The following is a 22,335-nucleotide window of genomic DNA, read 5'->3' as shown; positions in this document are numbered from 1 at the left end:
CTGCTCGGCGGTGATGGTGCCGGCGGCGAAGGCGGCCGCCACCGCGGGCAGGTGCTCCAGCGCGCGCCCGGCGCGGAGGATCCGGCCGGCCTCGGCGGTGGAGAGCCGGGCGTGCCCGCGCAGCCAGGACTGCATCGTCCTCAGCCCGTCGTGCTCACTGGCCTGCCGGGTGTCGGCGGCCCGGACGGTGCGGGTCAGTTCGGCGTCGAGCCGGTTGCGCACCGCGACCAGGACAGAGGTTCGCTCCAGCAGGGCGCCGTCGGACAGGTCGTGCAGATCGTGACCGGCCAGGGCGTCCAGCGCCGTGTGCAGCTCGTCCACGACACCTCCCACCGGCTCGATCACCTGTTCGAACCCTATCGCAGCGAAGTCCCAGCCCTGCCTGGTTTCCGCAGGTCAGACGTCTGTCCACAGATGGGCGCAGGGATCTTGACCCGACGCTGGCGACAGTGCAGTGCACGGCCGTGGTCGTCGGCGGTCGAGCGGCCCGGTCCGTGGGCGGCCGACGGAGGAGCAGCCGACGACGCGGCGCGAACGAGCCCCGTCGTCCAGCGAGTTCCACGTGGAACCGCAGGCGCGAACCGGAGTCGTACGGTGCGCCCATGGGCGCCACGCACGAGGTCACCAACCAGGTCCCGCCGCTGACGGGGCACGACCCGATCGCCGGGGACGCCGCGCTCGCCGAGGCCTGCGTCCGGCACGCCGACCTGGCGACGCTGGACTCGCTGAAGGCCCTCGGCGCGCTGGCCGGCAGCGAGCAGGCGCAGGAGTGGGGGCGGCTGGCCAACGAGAACCCGCCCCGGCTGCGGACACACGACCGGTACGGCCACCGCGTGGACGAGGTCGAGTTCCACCCCGCCTGGCACGACCTCATGCGGACGGCGTTCGAGCACGGCCTGGCCGGCGCGCCCTGGAGCGACGCCGCACCGCACGCGCACGTCCGCCGCGCGGTCGGCTACCTGGGCTGGACCCAGGTCGAGATGGGCCACGCCTGCCCGGTGACCATGACCTACGCCGCCGTCCCGGCGTTGCGCGCCGCCCCGGACCTGGCCGCCCGCTACGAGCCGGGGCTCACCGCGCCCGCGTACGAGTTCGGACTCTCCGAGCCGACGGGCAAGCGCGGCCTGGTCGCGGGCATGGGCATGACCGAGAAGCAGGGCGGCTCCGACGTCCGGTCCAACACCACCCGGGCCGTCCCGAACGGGGACGGCAGCTACACCCTGACCGGCCACAAGTGGTTCACCAGCGCACCCATGAGCGACGTCTTCCTCGTCCTGGCCCAGCTGGAGCCGGGTCCCTCCTGCTTCCTCGTCCCCCGCGTGCTCCCCGACGGCGCCCGCAACGCGTTCAGGCTGCAGCGGCTCAAGGACAAGCTGGGCGACCGCTCCAACGCCTCGAGCGAGGTCGAGTTCGAGGGGACGACGGGCTGGCTGGTCGGCGAGCCGGGCCGCGGCGTCCCGACCATCATCGAGATGGTCGGTGCGACCCGGCTGGACTGCGTCGTGGGGTCGGCGGCGATCATGCGGGCCGCGCTGACCCAGGCCGTCCACCACGCCCGCCACCGTCGGGCCTTCGGGGCGCTGCTGGCCGACCAGCCGCTCATGGAGAACGTGCTGGCCGACCTCGCCGTGGAGAGCGAGGCGGCGACGGCACTGGCGGTCCGGCTCGCCGCGGCGGTGGACGCCGGTGAGCACGCGTTCCTGCGGCTGGCCGGCGCGGCGGCCAAGTTCTGGGTCTGCAAGCGCACGCCCACGGCGGTCGCCGAGGCCCTGGAGGTGCTGGGCGGCAACGGCTACGTCGAGGAGTCCGGGATGCCGCGGCTCTACCGGCAGGCGCCGCTCAACTCGATCTGGGAGGGCTCGGGCAACGTCATCGCCCTCGACGTGCTGCGCGCGCTGGGCCGGTCGTCGGAGTCGCTGGCGGCCGTCCGCGCGGAGATCGACCTCGCCCGGGGCGCCGACCCCCGGTTCGACGCCGCCGTCGTGCGGCTGGCCACCGAGCTCGCCGACCCGGCCGAGCTGCCCAGGCGCGCACGCCGCGTCGCCGGGCTGCTCGCGCTGTGCCTGCAGGGCTCGCTGCTGCTGCGGGCGGCCCCCGCGGCCGTCGCCGACACGTTCTGCGCCAGCCGCCTGGACGGCGACTGGGCAGCCGTCCTCGGCACCCTCCCGCCCGGCGCGCCGACTCGCGGGATCGTCGCCCGCGCCACGCTGGAGGGTGCCTGAATTCCACGCGTGTGGTTACCCTCGGTGCTGCGTCGCGCGCCAGACGCCGTCAGTGACGGTCGTGGGTGCGGTCCCTCCGAGCGGGGGCCTGGCGGGTTCCGCAGGGGGAGAAGAAAGCGGGCATGGTGCACCAACACGTCCATGAGGGGCCGGCCTCGGCCGACCCGCTGCTGGCAGTGCCGGACGCCGTCTACCGCATCGACACGGACGGCCGGTTCGCCTACGTCAACGCTGCGGCCGAGGAGCTGCTCGGCCGCCGGGCGCGGGACCTCGTGGGCCGGTCGGCGCTCGACTGTTTCCCCGAGGCACGCGGCACCACCCTCGAGGACCAGTACCGCGCCGCCGCGGCCGGCGGCGGTCCACGAACGGTCGAGTTCCACTACCCGCCCCGGGACCGCTGGTACGAGGCCCGCGTGTTCCCCGGCCCCTCGGGGCTCACCGTCTTCCTCCGCGACGTGGACGCCGAGCGCCGCGTCAGCGTGCAGCGGGAGGAGGCGCTCCGCGAGCTGTCCGCCGTCCTCGACGCGCTCCCGTCCCCGACGGTGCTGCTGGACGGCGCCGGCCGGATCCTGTCGGCGAACCGCCGCTGGGAGGCCGCCAGCACGATCGTGCGGCAGGCGGGCCACCGCACCGCCGGCGTGGGTGACGACTACCTCGAGGCGATGGCCCCGGCGCTGCGGCCGGAGGACCGCACCGCCATCACCGAGGGCCTGGGCGAGCTCATGGCCGGAGGCCCGGGCGTCGCCGACCGGTCGTTCGTCTGGGACTACGCCCTCCGGATGGGAGCGGACCGCGAGTGGTTCCGCCTGCAGGCCGCACGGGTGGAGCCCTCCGGTCGCGTGGTGATCACCCACGTCGACATCACGCAGCGGGTGCGCGACCAGGAGACCGTCGCCTGGCAGGCCGCCCACGACGACCTCACCGGCCTGCCCAACCGGTCCCGGTTGCTGCAGCTGGTCGGGGAGTCGCTCGAGGACGAGCGGGCCCGCGCCGCGCTCCTGTTCCTCGACCTCGACGGCTTCAAGACCGTCAACGACTCCCTCGGGCACGAGGTCGGCGACGAGCTGCTCCGCCAGGTGGGCGGCCGGCTGGCGAAGCAGATCCGCCCGGGCGACGCGGTGGGCCGGCTCGGCGCCGACCAGTTCCTCATCCTGGCGCGTGACTGCGACACCTCGGAGGCCGCGGCGCTCGCGTTCCGGCTGCAGACGTCCTTCGCGCGTCCCTTCCTGGCCCAGGGGATCTCCGTGCCGCTGTCGGCCAGCATCGGCGTGGCGACGGCGCAGCCCGGTGCCCGGCAGGCCCACCAGCTGCTCAGCGACGCCGACGCCGCCGCGTACGCGGCGAAGGGTGCCGGCCGCGACCGCGTGCACCTGTTCTCGCCCGGACTGCGGGAGGCCGCTCGGTGGCGGCTGGAGGTGGCCAACCGGCTGCGGGACGGCGCCGTCGACGAGCTGGTCGTCCACTACCAACCGGTGGTCCGGGTCGACACCGGCGAGGTCGACGGCGTCGAGGCCCTGCTGCGCTGGCAGCACCCGGAGCGCGGCCTGCTCTCCCCGGACTCCTTCCTCTCCGTCGCCGAGGAGACCGGGCAGCTGATCCCGATCACCCGCTGGCTGCTGGGGGAGACCACCCGGCAGGCCGCCGAGTGGGCCGCCCAGGGCCTGCCGCTGCGCATGTCGGTCAACATCAGCGCCCGGCACTTCTCCGCCGAGACGCTGGTCCACGACGTGCGGGTCGCCCTGCACGACTCCGGGCTGCCGGCCGAGAAGCTCGTCCTCGAGCTCACCGAGACCAGCGTCGCCGAGGACCCCACCCGCGCCGAGGACCAGCTCGCCGTCCTGCGCGGTTTCGGCGTCCGCGTGGCCATCGACGACTTCGGCACCGGGTGGTCCTCGCTCGCCCAGTTGCTGGCCCTGCCCATCGGCACGCTGAAGATCGATCGCTCGCTGCTGACCGCGGCCGCGCGGCTGGCCTCCGGCGGCACCGGGGCCGTGCTGGCGGCGATCGTGGCCCTCACCCGGACCCTCGGCATCCGCTCGGTGGCCGAGGGCGTGGAGACCGCCGAGCACCTGCAGATGGTCCGGGACGCCGGCTGCGACCTCGCCCAGGGCTACCTGCTGGCCCGCCCGATGCCCGCCGGGGACGTGGCCCACTGGGCCACCCGGGTGCGCGCCGCCGGTGGTGACTCCTGCGCCATGGCGCTGCGGGCCGGGAGCCGCTGAGCGGTGCCAGCGGGGAGCCGGTGAGGGGTGCACGCCTCCGGCGGAGGGCGGTCCGCCGGGCGACCGCGCCGGCCGGTCCGCCCCGCACGGGTGAGGCGCCGTCCCCCGTGCCGCCGTCGACGCGGCAGACTGCCCCCGTGACGGACCTGGACCTGGCCCCCGAGCCGGCAGCCGGCGCCGACCTCATCGAGGGTCGGCCCCGCCCCGCGCTCGACCTGCTCATCTGGGACGCGCCCAACATCGACATGACCCTGTCGACGGTCATCGGTGCGCGACCCACCGCGGCGTCCCGGCCCCGCTTCGACGCCATCGCGGCCTGGTTCGTCGAGGGCGCCGGTGACCCGGCGGCGCCCGACGCCCCCGAGGTCGAGGCGTGCGTCTTCGCCAACATCCCCCCGGTCGTCGGCACGCTGCAGCGCTGGGTGGAGGCACTGCGCAGCTTCGGGTTCGCCGTCTTCGCCCGGCCGAAGCTGCAGCCCGACGACGACATCGACCAGGACATGCTCGACCACATCGCCGTCCGGCAGCACAGCCACCGGCTGCGCCGGCTGATCGTGTTCTCCGGGGACGGTCGCAACTTCGCCGAGCCGCTGGAGGAGCTCGCGCGGTCAGGCACGCAGGTCGTCGTCGTCGCGTTCAGCGAGGTCGCCGGCTACGCGATCAGCTCCGACCTGATCGAGTTCATCGACATCGAGGACGTGCCCGGCGCCTTCGCCGTCCCGCTGGACCGGGTGCGCCTGGACGCCCTGCCGCCGGACGGCGCGTGGCTGCGGCCCACCCGTGGGCTGCGGGAGTTCGTCACCACGTTCCTGCGCCGCAACGGCTGACCGGTGTTCGACGAGAACTCGGGGCCGGTGGCCACCGAGGACCTGCTGGTGGCCGGGGAGACCTGCTGGCGGGTCGAGCGGGCCGACCAGCACGCCGTGTTCATCGACGCCGCGGACTACTTCGCGGCGCTCAAGGGCGCGGTGCTGCGCGCCCAGCGCCGGGTGCTGTTCATCGGCTGGGACTTCGACCCCCGGATCCGGCTGGACCCCCGCACCAGCGGTCGCCGGAGCCGGGACCGGCTGGCCCAGGTCCTGGAGGACGCCGTCCGGGACAACCCCGAGCTGGAGATCGGGCTCCTGCAGTGGGACCTCGGGATGATCGTGGCCCTCAACCGGGGGCTGGCGCCGATCGTGCTGCTCAACCGGCGCACCCCCGACCGGCTGACGATGACCGTCGACACCCACCACCCGATCGGCGGTGCGCACCACCAGAAGATCGTCGTCATCGACGACTGCCTGGCCTTCGCCGGCGGCATCGACGTCACCGCCGACCGGTGGGACACCTCCGAGCACCTCGACCGGCACCCGCACCGGCGCCGTCCCCGCACCCACCACGACCGCGGCCCGTGGCACGACGTCACCAGCCTGGTCTCCGGGCCGGCGGCGCGGGCCATCGGCGACCTGGCCCGGGAGCGGTGGGAGAGCGGCACCGGGAAGCGCCTCGAACCGGTGACCGACGCCCAGCTGTGCTGGCCGCCGGAGGTGGAGCCGTTCCTGACCGACGTCGACGTCGCGATCTCCCGCACCCGCCCCGAGCACGGCGGGCAGAGCCTCGTGCACGAGATCGAACTGCTCTGGCTGGCGGCGGTCGCGGCCGCCCGGCGCACCGTCTACATCGAGAGCCAGTACTTCGCCAACCGCCGCATCGCCGAGGCCATCGCCGACCGGCTGCGGGAGGACGACGGGCCCGAGTTCGTCGTCGTCAACCCGGAGACCGCCTACGGCTGGCTGGACGAGAAGGCGATGAGCCCCGCCCGCGCCAAGCTGCTGGCGATGCTGGAGGACGCCGACGTGCACGGCCGGTTCCGGATCTACTTCCCGGTCACCGCAGGGCGGCGCCCGGTCTACGTGCACGCCAAGGTCCTCGTGGTCGACGACCGGCTGCTGCGGATCGGTTCGGCGAACCTCAACAACCGCTCGATGGGCCTGGACACCGAGTGCGACCTGTCGATCGAGGCGCGCGCCGACGACCCGCGGCGCGACGAGCTGGCCGCCGCCGTCACCGGACTGCGCGACCGGCTGCTGGGCGAGCACCTGGACGTGCCACCGGAGGAGGTCGCGGCCGCGCTGGCTGCCTGCGACGGGTCGCTGGTGGAGGCCGTCGAGCAGCTGCGTCGTCCGACCGGGCGGTCGCTGGTCCCCATCGACCCGCCGGAGCTGCGCGGGGTGGACCGCGTGCTCGCCGAGACCGAGCTGCTCGACGCGGAGCGGACGCCGAACCGCTGGCAGCGGGTCCGCCGCAGCTTCCGCCCGCGACTCCGCCGCCGCTGAGCCGGCGCTGCCCCCTCACCCGTCCGGGGCGGTCCGCGGCTGCGCCCTCAGGCGGCGCACGTCCGGTGCCGATGGGAGGGCGTGTCCGCCCCCGCCCCCAGGCGCTTCGCCGCGGCCCTGCTGGGCTCCGAGGCGCCCGGCACCCGTGGGAGCGCGGCGCCCCGGCCGCCGACCGGCGACCTGTTCGACGAGCCGGCCGTCACCGCGGAGCTGGCCCGCCGGGCCCGCGTCTCCGGGCTGCTGATCGGGGTGGTCGCCGTCGTGCTGCTCCCGGCCTGGTCGCTGCTCGACGCGATCGTGGAGCCGGAGCTGGCGGCCTCCTTCACGGTCGTCCGGTTCGTCAGCCTCGTCCCCATGCTGGCCGCCCTGGGGCTGCTCTGGGCGCGGCCCGTGGGCCGGCGGCACCCGGAGCTGCTCACCGTCGCGATCCTGGCCGTGGCGCAGTTCGAGATCGCCTGGATGGTCGCCCAGGTCGACAACGTCGAGTCCTACGCCCTGGGTCTCTCCATCGCGCTGTACGGCAGCGGCGGCCTCCTGGCCGCCCGGCTGCGCTGGACCGGCGCGGTGGCCGGCATCACCTGGACGGCGCTCGCCGGCGCGGTCGTCCTCTCACCCGAGCCCATGCTGGCCCGCGACGTGGCCAGCGTGTCCTTCTACATCGGCACCGCGACGGTCGTCGCCCTGGTCACCCACGCGCTCCGCCAGGCCCTCGCCGTCCGCGAGCTGCGTGCCCGGGTCGACCTGGAGCGGGAACGCGACCGCACCCGTGGGCTCCTCGCCCGGCTCGACCGGCTCAGCCACGAGGACCCCCTCACCGGGGTGGCCAACCGCCGCCGCTGGGACGCCGAGCTCGACACCGCCTGTGACCGGGCCCGCGCCGAGGGGTCGGCCGTCGCCGTCCTCCTGGTCGACCTCGACCACTTCAAGGCGGTCAACGACCGGCACGGCCACGCCGGGGGCGACACCGCGCTGCGGGCGGTCGCGGCCCTGCTCGCCGGCCGGGTCCGCGGCGACGACCTCGTCGCCCGGCTCGGTGGCGACGAGCTGGGCGTGCTGATGCCCGGGGCGGACGCGGACCGCGCGGTCGGCCTGGCCGAGGGGCTCCGTGGCGCCACTGCCCAGCTGCAGCTGCCGGGGTTCGCGGCCGGCGAGCTGACCCTCTCGCTCGGCGTCGCCGTCGGCACGGGTCCGGCGGCCGTGCCCGCCGAGCTGATGACGCGCGCCGACGCGGGCCTCTACGCGGCGAAGAGCACGCGCAACGCCGTCGGGGTGCTGCCCGGTGTCCCCGTCCCCTCATCCGGCGGCCTCGCACCGCACTGACGCGGTCTCCCCCGCAGGGGGTGGGCGGCGCGTCGGACGCGCATGGCGCCGTGGCCGCCGGGCTACCGTGCAGATCGAGCGGAACAGGGGAGCTCGGTGTTCGACGGAGAGGGACGATGACCAGTCCCGGGGTGGCGTACCCGCGGCAGGACGCCGAGGTCGAGGTGACCGCGTGCCAGGGTCGCCTGTCCGTGAGCGCCCGCACCGAGTCGGCCGCTCCCACCGTGCTGGTGGTCCGGCCGTCGGCCAGCGAGTTCGTCGACCAGGCCGTCGTCCGCGTGGGGGAGCAGGTCTCGGTCTTCTGGCAGGGGCCGGAGGGCGGCCGCGCCTTCCCGGCGGTGATCAGCACGGTCGAGCGCGGCGCTGCACCGCGCTGGCACCTGCAGGTCAGCGGTCCGGCGGAGGACAGCCAGCGCCGGACGGCGGTGCGGGCGCGGGTCGCCCTCCCGCTGACCGCGACGGTGAACGGCGGCGAGGCCACCGGGCGCACCCTGGACCTGAGCGAGGCCGGCACCCGCGCCGTCCTGGAGGGGTGGGGCACCGCGCCGGAGACCGGCACGCGTCTGCAGCTGTCGCTGGAGCTCGAGGACGGCGCCCTCGTGACGCCCGCCGAGGTGGCCCGTCAGCAGTCGAGGGGCACGCAGTGGGTCATGTCGCTCTGCTTCGCCGAGCTGCCCGAGAAGGAGCAGGACCGGCTGCGCCGCCGGGTGTTCCAGGCGCTGCGCGAGGAGCGAGCCCGCCAGTCGGACTAGCAAGGCCCGCAGCGGGGCAGTTCCCCTGGCGTGACGCTCCCCGCCCGCCTGCCCGAGGCCCTGGCAGCCCTGCGGGACGCTGTTGCGACCGCTCCCCTGGGCCTGGCCACGCCCGGCGCCGAGACCGCCCGCCGGGCGGCCCGCGGAGTCGTCGACCAGATCGACGACTACCTGCTGCCCCGGCTGCGTGACCTCGACGCCCCACTGCTGACCGTCGTCGGCGGCTCCACCGGCGCGGGCAAGTCCACGCTGGTGAACAGCCTGGTCGGGGCGCAGGTCACCACGTCGGGCGTGCTCCGCCCCACCACCCGCGCCCCCGTGCTCGTCTGCGCCCGCGCCGACCTGACGGCGTTCGCCGGCGGCCGCGTCCTGCCCGGGCTGGCCCGGGTGACCGGCTCGGCCGGCGGCCCCGGCACCCTGCAGCTCGTCGTCCGGGACGACGTCCCCACCGGGCTGGCCGTGCTCGACGCGCCGGACGTCGACTCGGTGGTGGAGACCAACCGCGAGCTGGCGTCCCAGCTGCTGGCGGCGGCCGACCTCTGGGTCTTCGTGACGACCGCCTCCCGCTATGCCGACGCCGTGCCGTGGGACGTGCTGCGGACGGCGCAGGAGCGGGGCACCGCGCTGGCCGTCGTCCTGGACCGCGTCCCACCGGAGGCCGTCGCCGAGGTCGCGCCCGACCTGAGCGGGATGCTGCACCGCGCCGGGCTGGCCGCGGCCCGCCTGTTCGTGGTGGAGGAGCGGCCGCTGGTCGAGGGCCGGCTGTCCGAGGACCAGGTCGCGCCGCTCCGGCAGTGGCTGCACGCGCTGGCCGCCGACCAGGAGCAGCGCGCCGCCGTCGTGCGCCAGACCCTGACCGGCGCCCTGGCCAGCCTGACCGACCGGGTGGCCGGCGTGGCCGCCGCCGTGGACGAGCAGGCCGAGGCCGCGGCGACGCTGCGCGCCGCCGCGGCGGCCGCCTACACCGCCGCCTACGACGGCATCGACGACGGTGTGCGCAGCGGCAGCCTGCTGCGCGGGGAGGTGCTGGCCCGCTGGCAGGAGTTCGTCGGCACCGGCGAGTGGATGCGCTCCCTGCAGACGTCGATCGGCCGGCTGCGGGACCGGGTGACCGCCGCCCTCACCGGCCGGCCCTCCCCCGCCGACGACCTGACCGGCGCCCTGGAGTCCAGCGTGGAGACCCTGCTGCGCGCGGAGGCCGACCGCGCCGCGGAGCGCACGGTGACGGCGTGGCGCGCCCTCCCGGGCGGTCCGGCGCTGCTCGCGGACACCGACGAGGACCTCGAGCGGGTGTCGCCGGACTTCCCCGAGGCGGCCGCCGCGCAGGTCCGCGACTGGCAGGGTTTCGTGCTCGACCTCGTGCGCGACGAGGGAGCCGGCAAGCGCACCCGCGCCCGGGTGCTGTCCTGGGGTGTCAACGGAGCCGGTGCGGTCGTCATGGTCGCGGTCTTCGCGCAGACCGGCGGGCTGACCGGTGCCGAGGTCGCCGTGGCCGGTGGGACGACCGCCGTGGGACAGCGGTTGCTCGAGGCGGTCTTCGGCGACGCCGCCGTCCGGTCGCTGGCCGTCCGGGCCCGGGAGGACCTGCAGGCCCGCGCCGACGCCCTGCTCCGCTACGAGCAGGCCCGCTTCGACGCGTTGCTCGACGACGCCGGACCGGCACCGGACGCAGCCGCCGCCCTGCGCGCCGCCGCAGCTGCCCTGCCGGCGGGGCGGGCCGGGGCATGAGGGGTCGCACCGAGCCGCTGGCCGACCGGCTGGCGGCCCTGCGGGAGGCCGTCGACGTGGCCGGGGACCGGCTCGAGGTGCCGGAGGTGGGGCAGGCCCGCGCGCTGCTGGCCAAGGCCGGGGCCCGGGAGGCGCTGGGCGACGCCACCGTCGTCGCGCTGGCCGGGGCGACCGGCAGCGGCAAGTCGACCCTGTTCAACGCGCTGTCGGGCGGCGAGGTCAGCACCCCGGGCGTGCGGCGGCCCACCACCGGCGTCGCACACGCCACCGTCTGGGGGGAGGACGGGGCCGACCGGCTGCTGGACTGGCTGGAGGTGCCCCGCCGCCACCGGCACGCCCCGGACCCGACGCTGGACGGGCTGGTCCTGCTCGACCTGCCCGACCACGACAGCGTGCGCCTGGAGCACCGGCTGGAGGTCGACCGGCTGGTCCAGCTGGTCGACGTGCTGGTGTGGGTGCTCGACCCGGAGAAGTACGCCGACGGCGCGGTGCACGAGCGGTACCTGGTGCCGCTGGCCGGGCACGCGGGCGTGCTGCTCGTCGTCCTCAACCAGGTGGACCGGCTGGACCCCGCCGCGGCCCGCGCCTGCCTGACCGACCTGCGGGCCCTGCTGGACCGGGAGGGGCTGGCCGGCACGCCGCTGCTGGCCGTCTCCGCGCGCACCGGCGCCGGCCTGGGGGAACTGCGCGCCGACCTCGCCCGGCGGGTGTCGGCCCGGCGGGCGGCCACCGACCGGCTGACCGCCGACGTCCGGGGCGTGGCCACCGCGCTGGCCGGCCACTGTGCGGCCGACCCGGCCGCCCGGGGCGCCGGCTCCGGGGTCGGCCGGGCCGACCGCGACCAGCTCACCGACGCCCTGGCCGACGCCGCCGGCGTGCCCGCCGTCACCGCCGCGGTGGAGCGGTCGGTCCGCCGCAGCGGTACCGCGGCCACCGGCTGGCCGCTGGTGCGCTGGACCCGGAAGCTGCGCGCCGACCCGCTCGACCGGCTGCACCTGGGCGACGACCGCGCCCGGACCTCGCTGCCCGCGGCCGGCGCCGTGCAGCAGGCCGGCGTCACGCGGGCGGTGCGGCAGGCGCGCGAGGCCGCCGGTGAGGGACTGCCCCAGGCCTGGCGGGACGACCTGCGGCGCACCGTGGCCGACGCCGAGGACCGGCTGGTCGACCGGCTCGACCGTGCCGTCGGCGGCACCGACCTCGGCCCGCAGCGCACTCCGCTGTGGCAGCGCGGGGTCGGTGGCCTGCAGTGGTTGCTCATGCTGGTGGCGCTCGCCGGGGCGCTGTGGCTCCTGGCGCTGGTGGTCCTCGGCCTGCTGCAGCTCGACGACGTCGTCCCGCTGCCCCGGGTGGAGGGCCTGCCGCTGCCCACGCTGCTGCTGGTCGGTGGCCTGCTGGCCGGCGCCCTGCTCGCGCTGGTGGCGCGGCCACTGGTCGGGGCGCGGGCCCGCCGGCGCGCCCGGCGGGCCGAGCAGCGGCTGCTCGCCGCGGTCGACGTGGTCGCGCAGGAGGAGCTGCTGGCCCCGATGGCGGAGGTGCGGGAGGACCACGGCCGCTTCTGCGCCGCCGTGGGCCGCGCCGCCCGCTGACCGCGCCGTCCACAGGGATCCCCCGGGCCTCCCGCGGAGGGGCCCGGGGCACGGGCGCGGGATCAGGGGCCCTTGTTCAGTCGCCGGGCGGAGCCTCCGGCGCGCGTGGCTCGGGGACGCGGTCCTGCGCCGCTGCCAGGGGGCTGCGGCCGCTGGGCAGTCGCGCCCAGACGTGCTTGCGCCCCGGCCGGCCCTCCCAGCCGTAGTCGAGCGACAGCTGGGCGACCAGGTGCAGCCCCATCCCGCCGAAGGCGGGGTCGCGGTCGACGGCCGGCACCGGTGGGCGGTCCGGTGCCTCGTCGCTGAGGTCGAGCAGCCAGCCGTCGGGTCCGGCCACGACCAGCGCCCGGACGGCGCCACCGCCGTGTCGCAGGGCGTTGGAGGCGAGCTCCTCGAAGACGAGGAGCAGCCCGTCGCGGGCGTCCTCGGTGGACGAGGAGCTGACCGAGGGGTGCCCGATGCGGGCCCGGAGGTCCGACCGGACGCGGGAGACGACGTGCATGGCCTCCAGCTGCCAGTGCCACACGTCGCCGGGGACGGAGGGAACGGGTGCGTTCGGCCAGCTCTCCTGGCCCATGGCAACCTCCTCCGCCGGTGCGCGACGAGCAGACCGGCGGCGCCGGGCCAGCTCCATCCTGACCGAAACCGGCCGTCTCCGCAGCCGAGGACGCGGTGGCGTGGCGTGCTGCCACTGCCGGACACCGCCCGCCCCGGTGCAGACTGACCCGATGCAGGACCTGTTGCGCGACCTCAGCCGCGTGGTGCTCGCCGGGCGCAGCCTCGACGAGGCCCTCGGTGACGTCACTGACATCGCGTCGCGCGGCATCCCGGGGGCCGAGTCCACGTCCATCACGCTGATCCGCGGCGAGAAGGCCTTCACCGCCGCGTACACCGGCGAGATGTCGCTCGCGGCCGACGAGCTGCAGTACGACCAGGGGTACGGGCCCTGCATGGACGCCGGTCGCGGCGGCGTCGTGCTGCGGATCGACGACATGCGCACCGAGCAGCGCTGGCCGGACTACGTGTCGCGGGTGGTCGGGGTGGGGGTGCTGAGCTCGCTGTCGGTCCCGTTGCCGTTCCAGGGCACGTCGATCGGTGCGCTGAACATCTACTCCTCGCAGCCCGCCGCCTTCGCCACGCCGGAGTCGCTGGACGCCGGTTCCCAGGTGGCGGGGGCGATCGCCGTCGCCGTCGCGAACGCCGACGCGCACGCCCGCCTCGGGGAGCACGCGCGCAACATGCAGCTGGCGATGCAGTCCCGCGCGGTCATCGAACAGGCCAAGGGCGTGCTGATGGCCCAGCGCCGGGTGGACGCCGAACAGGCCTTCGAGATCCTCCGCGAGGCGTCCCAGCGCTACAACCGCAAGCTCCGCGACATCGCCGTCGGCATCGTCGAGTCGGCCCAGACCCGCTAGCCGACCGCGCGGGCGAGCGACTCCAGCCGGCCGACCAGGAACTCCACCGCCGCGGCGCTGTCCACCGTCTCGGCGACGTCCACGGCGGTGGGGGAGCGGGAGACGGTGCGGCGGTCCACCAGGGTCTGCCCGCGGCCGGCGCCCAGGGTGGTGTCGACGACGACGTCGCGACGCACGGTGCCCAGCGTGCCCGGCACGATCGCCTCGGTGAGGGCCAGCGCGTCGTGGACGACGACGCCGGGGGTGCCGTACGCCGTCCGGGCGTGGTCGAGGTACTGCTGCAGGATGGCGGCCGCCGTCGCGCCGGCCGGGCCCGCCGCGGCGAACCGCTCGATGCCGGCCGCGTCGAGGACGGTGGGCAGGGTGACGTCCAGGCCCACCAGCACCGTGGGCACGGCCGAACCGAGCACCTTCTGCGCGGCCTCCGGGTCGGCCCAGACGTTGAACTCGGCCGCCGCGGTGACGTTCCCCCCGCGCGCGGCCGAGCCGCCCATCAGCACCAGCCGGCCGATCCGTTCAGCGGCCTCGGGATAGGTGGCCAGCAGCAGGGCGATGTTGGTCCACGGGCCGATCGCGGCCACCGTGACCGGCGCGGCCGATGCCAGGAGCAGCTCGGCGAGGGCGACCACCGCGGGGCGGGGGTCGACGGCGGCCGGGGACGGGGGCAGCTGCACCCCGCCGAGCCCGGCGGCGCCGTGCACGTGGCCGGCCCGCTCCGGCTGGCGGTACACCAGCGAGTCCCGGGCTCCGGCGGCGACCGGCACGTCGCTGCGACCGGCCAGGTGCAGCACGCGCAGCGCGTTCTCCGTCGTCTGCGCCAGCTCCACGTTGCCGTGGACGGTGGTGACCAGCCGCAGGTCGACCTCGGGGCTGGCCAGCGCCAGCAGGATCGCCAGTGCGTCGTCGATGCCGGGGTCGGTGTCGATGACGAGGGGGACGGGGCCGGTCACCGGACGCCGTCCTGGGCGGAGGCCACCGGCTCCCGCTCGGGACCCCGCCGCCGGCGGACGGCCTGGGTGCCGGCGTGCAGCAGGATCCCGACGGCCAGCAGGATGCCCGCCCGCAGCCAGGTGCCGGCCTCCTGCTGCCAGAGGAGCAGCACGCACGAGGCGATGGCGAGGACCGGCAGCACCACCGGCGTCCGGAAGTGGTCGGCCTCGACCCGGTCGCGGCGCAGGACGAGCACCGCGGTGTTGGTGCTGAGGAAGACCAGCAGCAGCAGGAGGACGACGGTGTTGGCCAGGGCGGCCAGCGATCCGGTCAGAGTCAGCGCCATGGCCACCGCCGTGGTCACCGCGATCGCCACCCAGGGGGTACGGCGACCGGGCAGCACCCTGCCCAGGGCGGAGGGGAGCAGGCCCTGGTCGGCCATCCCGAACGCCATCCGGCTGGCCATGATCATCGTCAGCAGGGCGCCGTTGGCGACCGCGATGAGCGCGATCAGGCTGAACAGCTGGTCGGGGATGCCGGCGTCCGCGGCCTGGACGACGGCGAGCAGCGGACCGCTGGAGCCGGCCAGCTCCTCGGCCGGCAGCACGATCGCCGCGGCCAGCCCGACCAGCACGTAGACGACCCCGGCGGTGAGCAGCGAGCCGAACAGTGCCCGCGGGTACACCCGGCGCACGTCCCGGACCTCCTCCGCGACGTTGGCCGAGGTCTCGAAGCCGACGAAGGAGTAGTAGGCCAGCAGCGCGGCGGCCAGCACCGCCGACCCGGCGGACACGCCGTCGGGGAACTGCACGGTGCGCCCCAGGTCGCCGTCCCCCCGGCCCAGGACGACCGCCCCGAGCACGATGACGAGCACCAGCCCCGAGGTCTCGACGAGCGTCATCACCATGTTGGCCCGCAACGACTCCTGGATGCCGCGGGCGTTGAGCAGCGCCACCAGCGCGAGGAACACCAGCGCCGCGGGGACGGCCGGCACGTCGAGGAAGACGCCCAGGTAGTCGCCGGCGAAGGCCAGCGCGAGCCCGGCCGCGCTGGTGACCCCGGCTGCCAGCATGCAGAAGCCGACGAGGAAGGACACGACCGGGCGGCCGAACGCGCGCTCGGCGAACACCGCCGAGCCGCCCGCCCGCGGGTACTTGGTGACCAGTTCCGCGTAGGAGGCGGCCGTCAGCAGGGCGAGGACCAGGGCAGCGGCCAGCGGCACCCAGATCGCGCCGCCCACCTCGGTCGCCATCTCCCCGACCAGGGCGTAGACCCCCGCCCCCAGCACGTCGCCGAGGATGAACAGGTAGAGCAGCTTGCCGCTGACTGCCCGACGCAGCTTGGTGTCCGGTTCGGCCTGGTCTGTCACCCGTCGAGTCTGGGCAGCGGCCGGCGACCCGGCAAACCGGGGTGGCCGGACGTCCCCCGGACCGACACGCCGGGTCCGGCGCGGTGTGTCCCGGCATGACCGGCGCCCTGATCAGGGCGTTCCACGCTGAGGGGGCACCGGCTTGTCGACAAGTGATCATCGCCGGGGAGGGGTGACCGACCGGTCCGGCCCATCGGTACAACGGTTCGGTCACGCGGTCTCCAGGAGGTGTCCGGACGGGCCGGTCCCGGCGTCGGCGTTGCCTACGTTTCTCCTCGTCCGCGGCGCCTTCCCCAGCCGCGGCAACTACCTGGAGGAGGACGCCATGGCGCTGGACCGGACCCCCGCTCCCCGCTCCTTCCGCGTGGCCGACGACCTCACGCTCAGCGGTCTGCTCGACGTCCTGGACCGGGCGGAGGAGATCCCCCCGCGCCGCACCCGCCCGGGTCGTCCCGCGGCGCACCGCCCCGGCGGCCGGCGCCTCGCGGCCGGTCCGCTGCCGGTCGCCCGGCCGGTCCCCGTGCCCGCGACCCGTCCCCGGCCGGCCGCGACCGCGCCGGGCACGGCGGCCCCCGTCCTCGCCACGCAGCCGGCCGAGGTCCAGCCGGCCGAGGTGCCGGCCCCGCGGCCGCCGCTGCGCGTCCGACTGGGCGCACTGGTCCGCCGGCTAGCCCTCTGGGGCTCCGGGCCCGGCGGCGCCCACCTCGCGTGGGGACGCCCCGCCGCGCCGGCCGGCCGCACCCCCGCCGTCGCTGCGTCCGCCGCCGTGCCCGCGCCGCGCAGGGACGGCCCGGTGCTGCTCACCGAGCTGCCCAGCACCCCCACCATCCAGCCCGTGGCGCCTTCCCCCGCCGCGGCGCTCGTCCCGGCCCGGACACGCCGGCCGGTCCCCTCCCCCCGCGTCCCGGTGGTCGCCCCGCTCGCCCGGCAGGTGCCGGCACCGCGGTCCCGTCCCGCACCGGTGACCGCGCAGGCAGGGCACCGCCCGCGTGCCGCCCGGGCCTCCTCCCCGGCCCGGTCACGCGGCGACCCGGCCCCGCCCTCGGCCCGGGGATCTCCTCCGAGCTGACCCCGGCGCGACCACGGCACCCGCCGCGGACGCCGTCCTCCGCACCGCCCGCCAGCCCGCCGGCTGACGGTCGCCGCCTCCTCCGGTGACCGCCTCCGTCGCCTCGGCACTGGTCCTCCGCACCTCCTGGCCGACCTCGCACCGCCCCTGGCCGTCCCCGACGGGGTCCTCCCGCCGCCCAGCCGTTCCGCACGACCGGTTCCTCGCCTCGACCCTCCGCCGACTGCCCCGACGCAGCGCGCGGACCCCTCCCGGGAGGCGCAGACGGTCCCGCGGCCCGGCCGGACGGCGAACCGGACCCGTCCTCCGGGACGACAGGTCCTGCCGGTACCCGTGACCTCGGGTCTCTGACCGGCACGACCTGGCCGGGCGCCGTCGAGGGACGAGCCGCCGGTCCACCACCGGCGACCGGGAGACGACGGAGCAGACCGGGCCCGGGCCACGACAGCCGGAGCGCCGACGGACGACGCGACGCTGGACGCCCGCGGAACCGCACCTGGTCCCCGCGCCGCGCACGACCCGCACCACCCGCCGCGCGGCGGGCGCCCTCCGCCGGCCCGGAGGGCGCCCGCCCCGGCCACCGCGCCCGGCCCGGACCTGGCTGCGAGGTTGTCCCGGGCGCCCCGACGTGAGACAAAGGAACTCCCAGTCCTCCCGGTGGCGCCGGGCGGTGCCGACGCGGCGTACCCGCCGGCCCCCGGCCCGACAGATGCGAGGAACCCCCCACCGTGAGCCTGGATCGTTCGCGCCTGCACGGCGTCGACCCGGAGCTCGAGGCGGCGCTGATCCGCTCCGACCTGGCCATCGAGGCGGCCGGCATCGGCAGCTTCGACTGGGACCTGCGTACCGGCCGGCTCACGTGGGACGACCGGCTCATGGCGATCTTCGGCTACGCCCGGGGCGAGTTCGACGAGACGATCGACGCCTTCGAGTCCCGCTGCCATCCCCACGACGTCGACCGGGTGCGCGCGGCGCTGCAGGGCGCCATCGACACCTGCGGCGTGTACGACGCCGAGTTCCGGGTGGTGCTGCCCACCGGCGAGATCCGCTGGGTGCAGGGCCGTGGCCGGGCACTGACCGGCCCGGACGGCACCGCCGTCCGCTTGCTGGGCGCCGGCTTCGACACCACCGCCCACCGGCACGCCGACGCCCGGGTGGCCCGGGTGCTGGAGACGATGACCGCCGCGTTCTTCGCCGTCGACCGGGAGTGGCGCTTCACCTACGTCAACGCAGAGGCCGAGCGGGTGCTCGGCCGGCGGCGGGAGGAGCTGCTCGGCGGCTCCCTGTGGGAGCTGTACCCGGCGGCGGTCGGCAGCGACTTCGAGGTTAACTACCGCGGCGCGGTGTCCACCGGCAGGGAGCGGGTCTTCGAGGCCCACTATCCCGCACCCCTCGACGCCTGGTACGAGATCCGGGCGTCCCCGGGACCCGACGGGTTGTCGGTCTACTTCCTCGACGTCACCGAGCGGCGGGCGGCCGAGCGGCGGGCCCGCGGCAGCGCCGCCCGCCTGGCGCTGATCGCCGCGGTCAGCGCGGTCACCGGGGGACCGCTGAGCGCCGGTGCGGGCGAGGCGGTGGTCCTGCAGCGGCTGGCCGAGGCTGTCGTGCCGGTGCTGGGGGACTGGGCGATCACCAGCCTGATGTCCGAGGACCGCCGGATGCGCGACGTCGGCAGCTGGCACCGCGACCCCGCCGCGCGGACGACGGTCGCCCGGTACGCCGACCTCCGGCTGGCCTCCATCCGGCCGGACGCGCCGGTCCTGCAGGCGCTGGCCTCGGGTCGCACGCTGACCGTCGAGGACGTCGGCGCGGTCGTGGGCAGCACCCTCCCGCCGGGTGAACCGAGCGAGCTGTTCTGGGCCCTCGCGCCGCAGTCCGCGGTGACCCTGCCGCTGGCCGCCCGCGGGCGCACCCTGGGCGCGCTGAGCGTCTACCGCTCCGCCGACCGGCCCCGCGCCGACGCCGACGACGTCGCCGCCGCGCAGGAGGTGGCCGCGCGCGTCGCGCTCGCCCTGGACAACGCCCGCCTCTACGAGCAGCAACGCCGGCTGGCGGAGGGGCTGCAGCGCAGCCTGCTCACCGATCCGCCGTCCCTCGAGGCCGCGGAGATCGTGGTGCGCTACCGGCCCGCGGTGGAGGTCGCCGAGGTCGGCGGCGACTGGTACGACGCGTTCGTCCAGCCGGACGGGGCGACCGTGCTGGTCATCGGGGACGTCGTCGGTCACGACACCGAGGCCGCCGCGGCGATGGGGCAGCTGCGCGGCCTGCTGCGCGGCATCGCCTACCGGCCCGACACCGGGCCGGCCCGGATCCTCACCGACCTCGACCGGGCCGGGCAGGGCCTCGGCATGACCACCATGGCCACCGCGGTGGTGGCCCGGGTGGAGCAGTCGGCGCAGCAGCGGGCCGCCGGGCTGACCAGCCTGCGGTGGTCCAACGCCGGCCACCCCCCGCCGCTCCTGCTGCACGCCGACGGGCGGGTGGAGGAGCTCGCCGGCACCCGGCCGGAGCTCATGCTCGGCGTCGACCCGGCGGCCGCCCGCACCGACAGCGTGGTGACCTTCGCCCGCGGTGCGACCGTGCTGCTCTACACCGACGGGCTGGTGGAGGGCCGCGACCTGCCGCTGGACGACGGCATCGCCGGGCTGCGGGCGGCCCTGGCGGAGCTGGGTGACCAGCCCCTGGACCGGCTGTGCGACGCCGTGATCGAGCGGCTGCGGCCAGCGGGTCTGCAGGACGACATCGCCCTCGTGGCCATCCGGCTGCACCCGCAGGACTGACGGAGGACGCCGAGGAGGACTCCCTCCCCCCACCGCCCACCGCACACCGCCCGCCGTCCGCGGGCCCGCGGCGGCCTGGAGGGCCTCGCTGTCAGCGGGCGAGCACGGCCCACACGGTCTTGGCCCCGGCGCTGACGAACCAGCCGTGGGCGGAGGCCAGCTCGGCGATCAGGTAGAGGCCCAGCCCGCCCTCGCTGGGGTCCCGGCCGACCGCCGGCGTCGGCGGGGTCGCCGCGTTGGAGTCGGAGACCTCGATCAGCCAGCCGTCACCGGTCGGGCCCACGGCCGCCCGCACCGCGCCGCCGCCGTGCCGCAGCGCGTTGGAGGCCATCTCGTCCAGCGCCAGGACCAGCCGGTCGCGCAGGTCGGCGAGGTCGGGCGCGGGGAGGTGACGCCGCAGCTCGGCACGCACCCGCGGCAGCTCGGCGACGTCCGCCAGGTCCCAGCGGAGCGCTTCGTGGGCGGTCGGCGGGGTCGCGGTCGGCCACACCGCCCCGGCCGTTTCCCATGTCACGCCGCTGGTCCCCTCACGTGCTGTAACCGCCCGGAGGCGCGCTCGGCCCTCGGCCCGCCGGCGGGCCGAACACCTGCGTATGCGTCGGGAAGAGGCCGCCTAAACCTCGGTGCGAGCCGCGTCACACCGCGGCCAGCTCGGCGAGCTTCGTGACGGTGTTCCAGTTCCGCGTGGTGCCCGGCACGGCCAGCAGCGTGTCCCACCGCCAGGACGCCAGCGGGGTGTCGGCGATCCCGTCCGGCAACCACAGGAAGAGCTCGCGGCCGACCACCCGGTACGCCCCGAGCTCGGCGGGCGGCAGCGCGGCCACCCTCCCGGGCTCGGGCGGCCGCACCATGAAGGTCACCGTGTAGCGCGCGGGGTCGGTGGCCACCCCGGCGAACGGGTCGGCGGCGACCACCGCGGCGAGCTCGTCGCGGGTCCGCACGACGACGGGGACGTCGAAGCCGAACCGCGCGCGGACGGCCTCCTCCACCTCCCGGACCAGCTCGTCCTCGCCGAGGTCGCTGTCGAGCAGCACGTTGCCGCTGCGCAGGTGGGTGCGCACCCCGGCGTGACCCTGCCCGGTCAGGGTCTCCCGGAGGTCGGCCATGCCGACCTGCCGCGCGCGGCCGAGGTTGATGCCGCGCAGCAGGACGACGTACCGAGCCACGACGGAACCGTATCCCCGCCCCGCTCCGACGGCTCCCGGACCGCGACCGCCCGACCGCCCGCCCGGTCCGGTGTCAGGCCGCGGCGAGCGCGGTCAGGTAGGCCGCCACGATCGACGGGTCCCGCATCACCGGGCCCATGACGGCGATGCCGGCGGCCCCGGCCGCCAGGAGCGCGGGGACGACGTCGGGGAGCACCCCGCCCAGGGCGTACGCCGGGGGCGCCCCGGGCAGCAGCCGGGCGAACCCCTCGACGCCCAGGGCCGGCCCGTAGCCGGGCTTGGACCGGGTCGGGAAAACCGGTGACAGCAGCACGTAGTCGCAGCCCTCGGCCCGCGCCGCGGCCAGCTCCCCGGCCGAGTGGCACGACCGCCCGACCAGCCGTGGCCGGGGGGCGGGGAACGGGTCGCGGGCGGCCAGGTGCACCGCGTCGTCCCCCCGCGGGCCGGCGCACACCAGCTGCCCGCCGACCGGAGCGAGCACCGCCCGCAGCTCCCCGGCGAGGGCGTCCCGCTCCCCGTCGGGGAGGTCCTTCTCGCGCAGCACCACAGCCCGCGCGCCCGCGTCGACCGCCACCGCGACGACGTCGGCCAGCGGCCGGTCGCACTGCGAGCGGTCGGTGAGCACGAGCAGGCCGGGGAGGCTCACAGGTCGGGCAGGCCGAGCATGGGTGTCGACGCCTGGGCGTGGACGCGGCGCGGGATGCGGCCGGCGCGGAGGGCCAGCCGGCCGCCCTCGACCGCCGAGCGCATCGCCAGTGCCATCCGCTCGGGATCGCGGGCCCGGGTGACCGCCGAGGCCAGCAGCACCGCGTCGCACCCCAGCTCCATGGCCAGTGCGGCGTCCGAGGCGGTGCCGATGCCGGCGTCGAGCACCACCGGGACCGACACCGCCTCGCGCAGCAGGGCGATGTTGTGCGGGTTGCGGATGCCCAGGCCGCTGCCGATCGGTGAGCCCAGCGGCATCACCGCGGCGCAGCCGGCGTCGGCGAGCCGGCGGCCGAGAACGGGGTCGTCGGTCGTGTAGGGCAGCACCGTGAAGCCGTCGGCCACCAGCTGCTCGGCGGCGTCGAGCAGCTCCACCGCGTCGGGCAGCAGGGTGTGCTCGTCACCGATCACCTCGAGCTTCACCCACGACGTGCCGAACGCCTCCCGGGCCAGCCGCGCGGTGAGGACGGCCTCCCGTGCGGTCCGGCATCCGGCGGTGTTGGGCAGCAGCCGGACGCCGCACCGGTCGAGCACCTCGAGCATCGAGGCGCTCGAGGAGGCCTCGACCCGCCGCAGGGCCACCGTGACCAGTTGCGTCCCCGACGCCCGCACCGCCCGCTCCAGGACCTCCAGGCTCGGGACGCCGCCGGTGCCCAGCAGCAGCCGCGAGCTGAAGGTCTCCCCGCCGATCGAGAACGGGTCGGCGGCCTCCTGCTGCCCGAGGGCGGGCGCCAGTTCCGAGGTCGTCATCGG

The 22,335-nt window shown here is 76.4% G+C and carries 19 protein-coding genes; 11 read left to right on the top strand and 8 right to left on the bottom strand.

The window, feature by feature from the left end:
• The coding region (locus GCU56_RS19845) for a DUF222 domain-containing protein (protein ID WP_345771960.1) at positions 1-345 on the bottom strand (345 nt) is incomplete at its 3' end.
• Between the two features lie 257 nt (positions 346-602).
• On the opposite strand from GCU56_RS19845, the gene GCU56_RS19840 reads away from it, so the two are divergent.
• The 8 genes from GCU56_RS19840 to GCU56_RS19805 all read left to right on the top strand — a co-directional run bounded on the left by GCU56_RS19840 (position 603) and on the right by GCU56_RS19805 (position 12,148).
• Positions 603-2,222, top strand: coding sequence for an acyl-CoA dehydrogenase family protein (locus GCU56_RS19840; RefSeq protein ID WP_163483519.1), 1,620 nt, complete (start codon positions 603-605; stop codon positions 2,220-2,222).
• Positions 2,223-2,344: 122 nt separating this feature from the next.
• Positions 2,345-4,444: a putative bifunctional diguanylate cyclase/phosphodiesterase gene (locus tag GCU56_RS19835; RefSeq protein ID WP_204332474.1), complete on the top strand. Its 2,100-nt coding sequence runs from the start codon at positions 2,345-2,347 to the stop codon at positions 4,442-4,444.
• A gap of 137 nt (positions 4,445-4,581) precedes the next feature.
• On the top strand, positions 4,582-5,271 hold the full coding sequence (locus tag GCU56_RS19830) for an NYN domain-containing protein (protein ID WP_345771959.1): 690 nt from the start codon (positions 4,582-4,584) through the stop codon (positions 5,269-5,271).
• Between the two features lie 3 nt (positions 5,272-5,274).
• Positions 5,275-6,762 carry a phospholipase D-like domain-containing protein gene (locus GCU56_RS19825; RefSeq protein ID WP_163483513.1) on the top strand — a complete coding sequence of 496 codons (1,488 nt, stop codon included), beginning with the start codon at positions 5,275-5,277 and terminating at the stop codon, positions 6,760-6,762.
• Between the two features lie 81 nt (positions 6,763-6,843).
• On the top strand, positions 6,844-8,082 hold the full coding sequence (locus GCU56_RS25360; RefSeq protein ID WP_163483511.1) for a diguanylate cyclase: 1,239 nt from the start codon (positions 6,844-6,846) through the stop codon (positions 8,080-8,082).
• Between the two features lie 116 nt (positions 8,083-8,198).
• Positions 8,199-8,834, top strand: a complete 636-nt coding sequence (locus GCU56_RS19815; protein WP_163483509.1) for a flagellar brake protein — start codon at positions 8,199-8,201, stop codon at positions 8,832-8,834.
• A gap of 30 nt (positions 8,835-8,864) precedes the next feature.
• Positions 8,865-10,562 (top strand): GTPase domain-containing protein, encoded by a 1,698-nt coding sequence (locus GCU56_RS19810; protein WP_163483508.1) that lies wholly within the window; start codon positions 8,865-8,867, stop codon positions 10,560-10,562.
• Positions 10,559-12,148, top strand: coding sequence for a GTPase (locus GCU56_RS19805; protein WP_163483506.1), 1,590 nt, complete (start codon positions 10,559-10,561; stop codon positions 12,146-12,148). Before GCU56_RS19810 ends, GCU56_RS19805 begins: the two co-directional genes overlap by 4 nt.
• A 76-nt stretch (positions 12,149-12,224) precedes the next feature.
• Here GCU56_RS19805 and GCU56_RS19800 read toward each other — a convergent pair whose 3' ends face one another.
• Positions 12,225-12,725, bottom strand: a complete 501-nt coding sequence (locus tag GCU56_RS19800) for an ATP-binding protein (protein ID WP_163483505.1) — start codon at positions 12,723-12,725, stop codon at positions 12,225-12,227.
• Positions 12,726-12,876: 151 nt separating this feature from the next.
• On the opposite strand from GCU56_RS19800, the gene GCU56_RS19795 reads away from it, so the two are divergent.
• The gene (locus tag GCU56_RS19795) at positions 12,877-13,563 is read left to right on the top strand and encodes a GAF and ANTAR domain-containing protein (RefSeq protein WP_163483503.1); all 687 of its coding nucleotides are present in this window, start codon (positions 12,877-12,879) and stop codon (positions 13,561-13,563) included.
• Here GCU56_RS19795 and GCU56_RS19790 read toward each other — a convergent pair.
• Both GCU56_RS19790 and GCU56_RS19785 read right to left on the bottom strand, forming a co-directional pair.
• The gene (locus GCU56_RS19790) at positions 13,560-14,513 is read right to left on the bottom strand and encodes a nucleoside hydrolase (RefSeq protein ID WP_163483501.1); all 954 of its coding nucleotides are present in this window, start codon (positions 14,511-14,513) and stop codon (positions 13,560-13,562) included. The genes GCU56_RS19795 and GCU56_RS19790 overlap by 4 nt on opposite strands.
• Positions 14,510-15,862 carry an amino acid permease gene (locus GCU56_RS19785; RefSeq protein ID WP_163483500.1) on the bottom strand — a complete coding sequence of 451 codons (1,353 nt, stop codon included), beginning with the start codon at positions 15,860-15,862 and terminating at the stop codon, positions 14,510-14,512. The genes GCU56_RS19790 and GCU56_RS19785 overlap by 4 nt, the downstream gene beginning before the upstream one ends.
• Positions 15,863-16,187: 325 nt before the next feature.
• On the opposite strand from GCU56_RS19785, the gene GCU56_RS19780 reads away from it, so the two are divergent.
• Together GCU56_RS19780 and GCU56_RS19775 are read left to right on the top strand one after the other, a co-directional pair.
• Entirely contained in the window at positions 16,188-16,931 is a 744-nt protein-coding gene (locus GCU56_RS19780; RefSeq protein WP_163483498.1) for a hypothetical protein, read from the top strand.
• A gap of 728 nt (positions 16,932-17,659) precedes the next feature.
• Complete coding sequence (locus GCU56_RS19775) at positions 17,660-19,711, top strand: SpoIIE family protein phosphatase (protein WP_163483497.1); 2,052 nt, start codon at positions 17,660-17,662, stop codon at positions 19,709-19,711.
• A 91-nt stretch (positions 19,712-19,802) separates the two neighbouring features.
• On the opposite strand, the gene GCU56_RS19770 is transcribed toward GCU56_RS19775, so the two are convergent.
• The 4 genes from GCU56_RS19770 to GCU56_RS19755 all read right to left on the bottom strand — a co-directional run bounded on the left by GCU56_RS19770 (position 19,803) and on the right by GCU56_RS19755 (position 22,332).
• Positions 19,803-20,225, bottom strand: coding sequence for an ATP-binding protein (locus GCU56_RS19770; protein ID WP_163483495.1), 423 nt, complete (start codon positions 20,223-20,225; stop codon positions 19,803-19,805).
• Positions 20,226-20,346: 121 nt separating this feature from the next.
• Positions 20,347-20,877, bottom strand: a complete 531-nt coding sequence (locus GCU56_RS19765) for a DUF1697 domain-containing protein (RefSeq protein WP_163483494.1) — start codon at positions 20,875-20,877, stop codon at positions 20,347-20,349.
• Positions 20,878-20,950: 73 nt separating this feature from the next.
• On the bottom strand, positions 20,951-21,523 hold the full coding sequence (locus GCU56_RS19760) for a thiamine phosphate synthase (protein WP_163483492.1): 573 nt from the start codon (positions 21,521-21,523) through the stop codon (positions 20,951-20,953).
• A complete protein-coding gene (locus GCU56_RS19755; RefSeq protein WP_163483491.1) occupies positions 21,520-22,332 on the bottom strand; it encodes a thiazole synthase in 813 nt (270 codons plus the stop codon). Before GCU56_RS19755 ends, GCU56_RS19760 begins: the two co-directional genes overlap by 4 nt.
• Positions 22,333-22,335 lie beyond the last annotated feature (3 nt).

This window comes from Geodermatophilus sabuli (assembly GCF_010686765.1).
Classification (GTDB): domain Bacteria; phylum Actinomycetota; class Actinomycetes; order Mycobacteriales; family Geodermatophilaceae; genus Geodermatophilus; species Geodermatophilus sabuli_A.
This window is presented reverse-complemented; position numbering and strand designations above follow the sequence as displayed.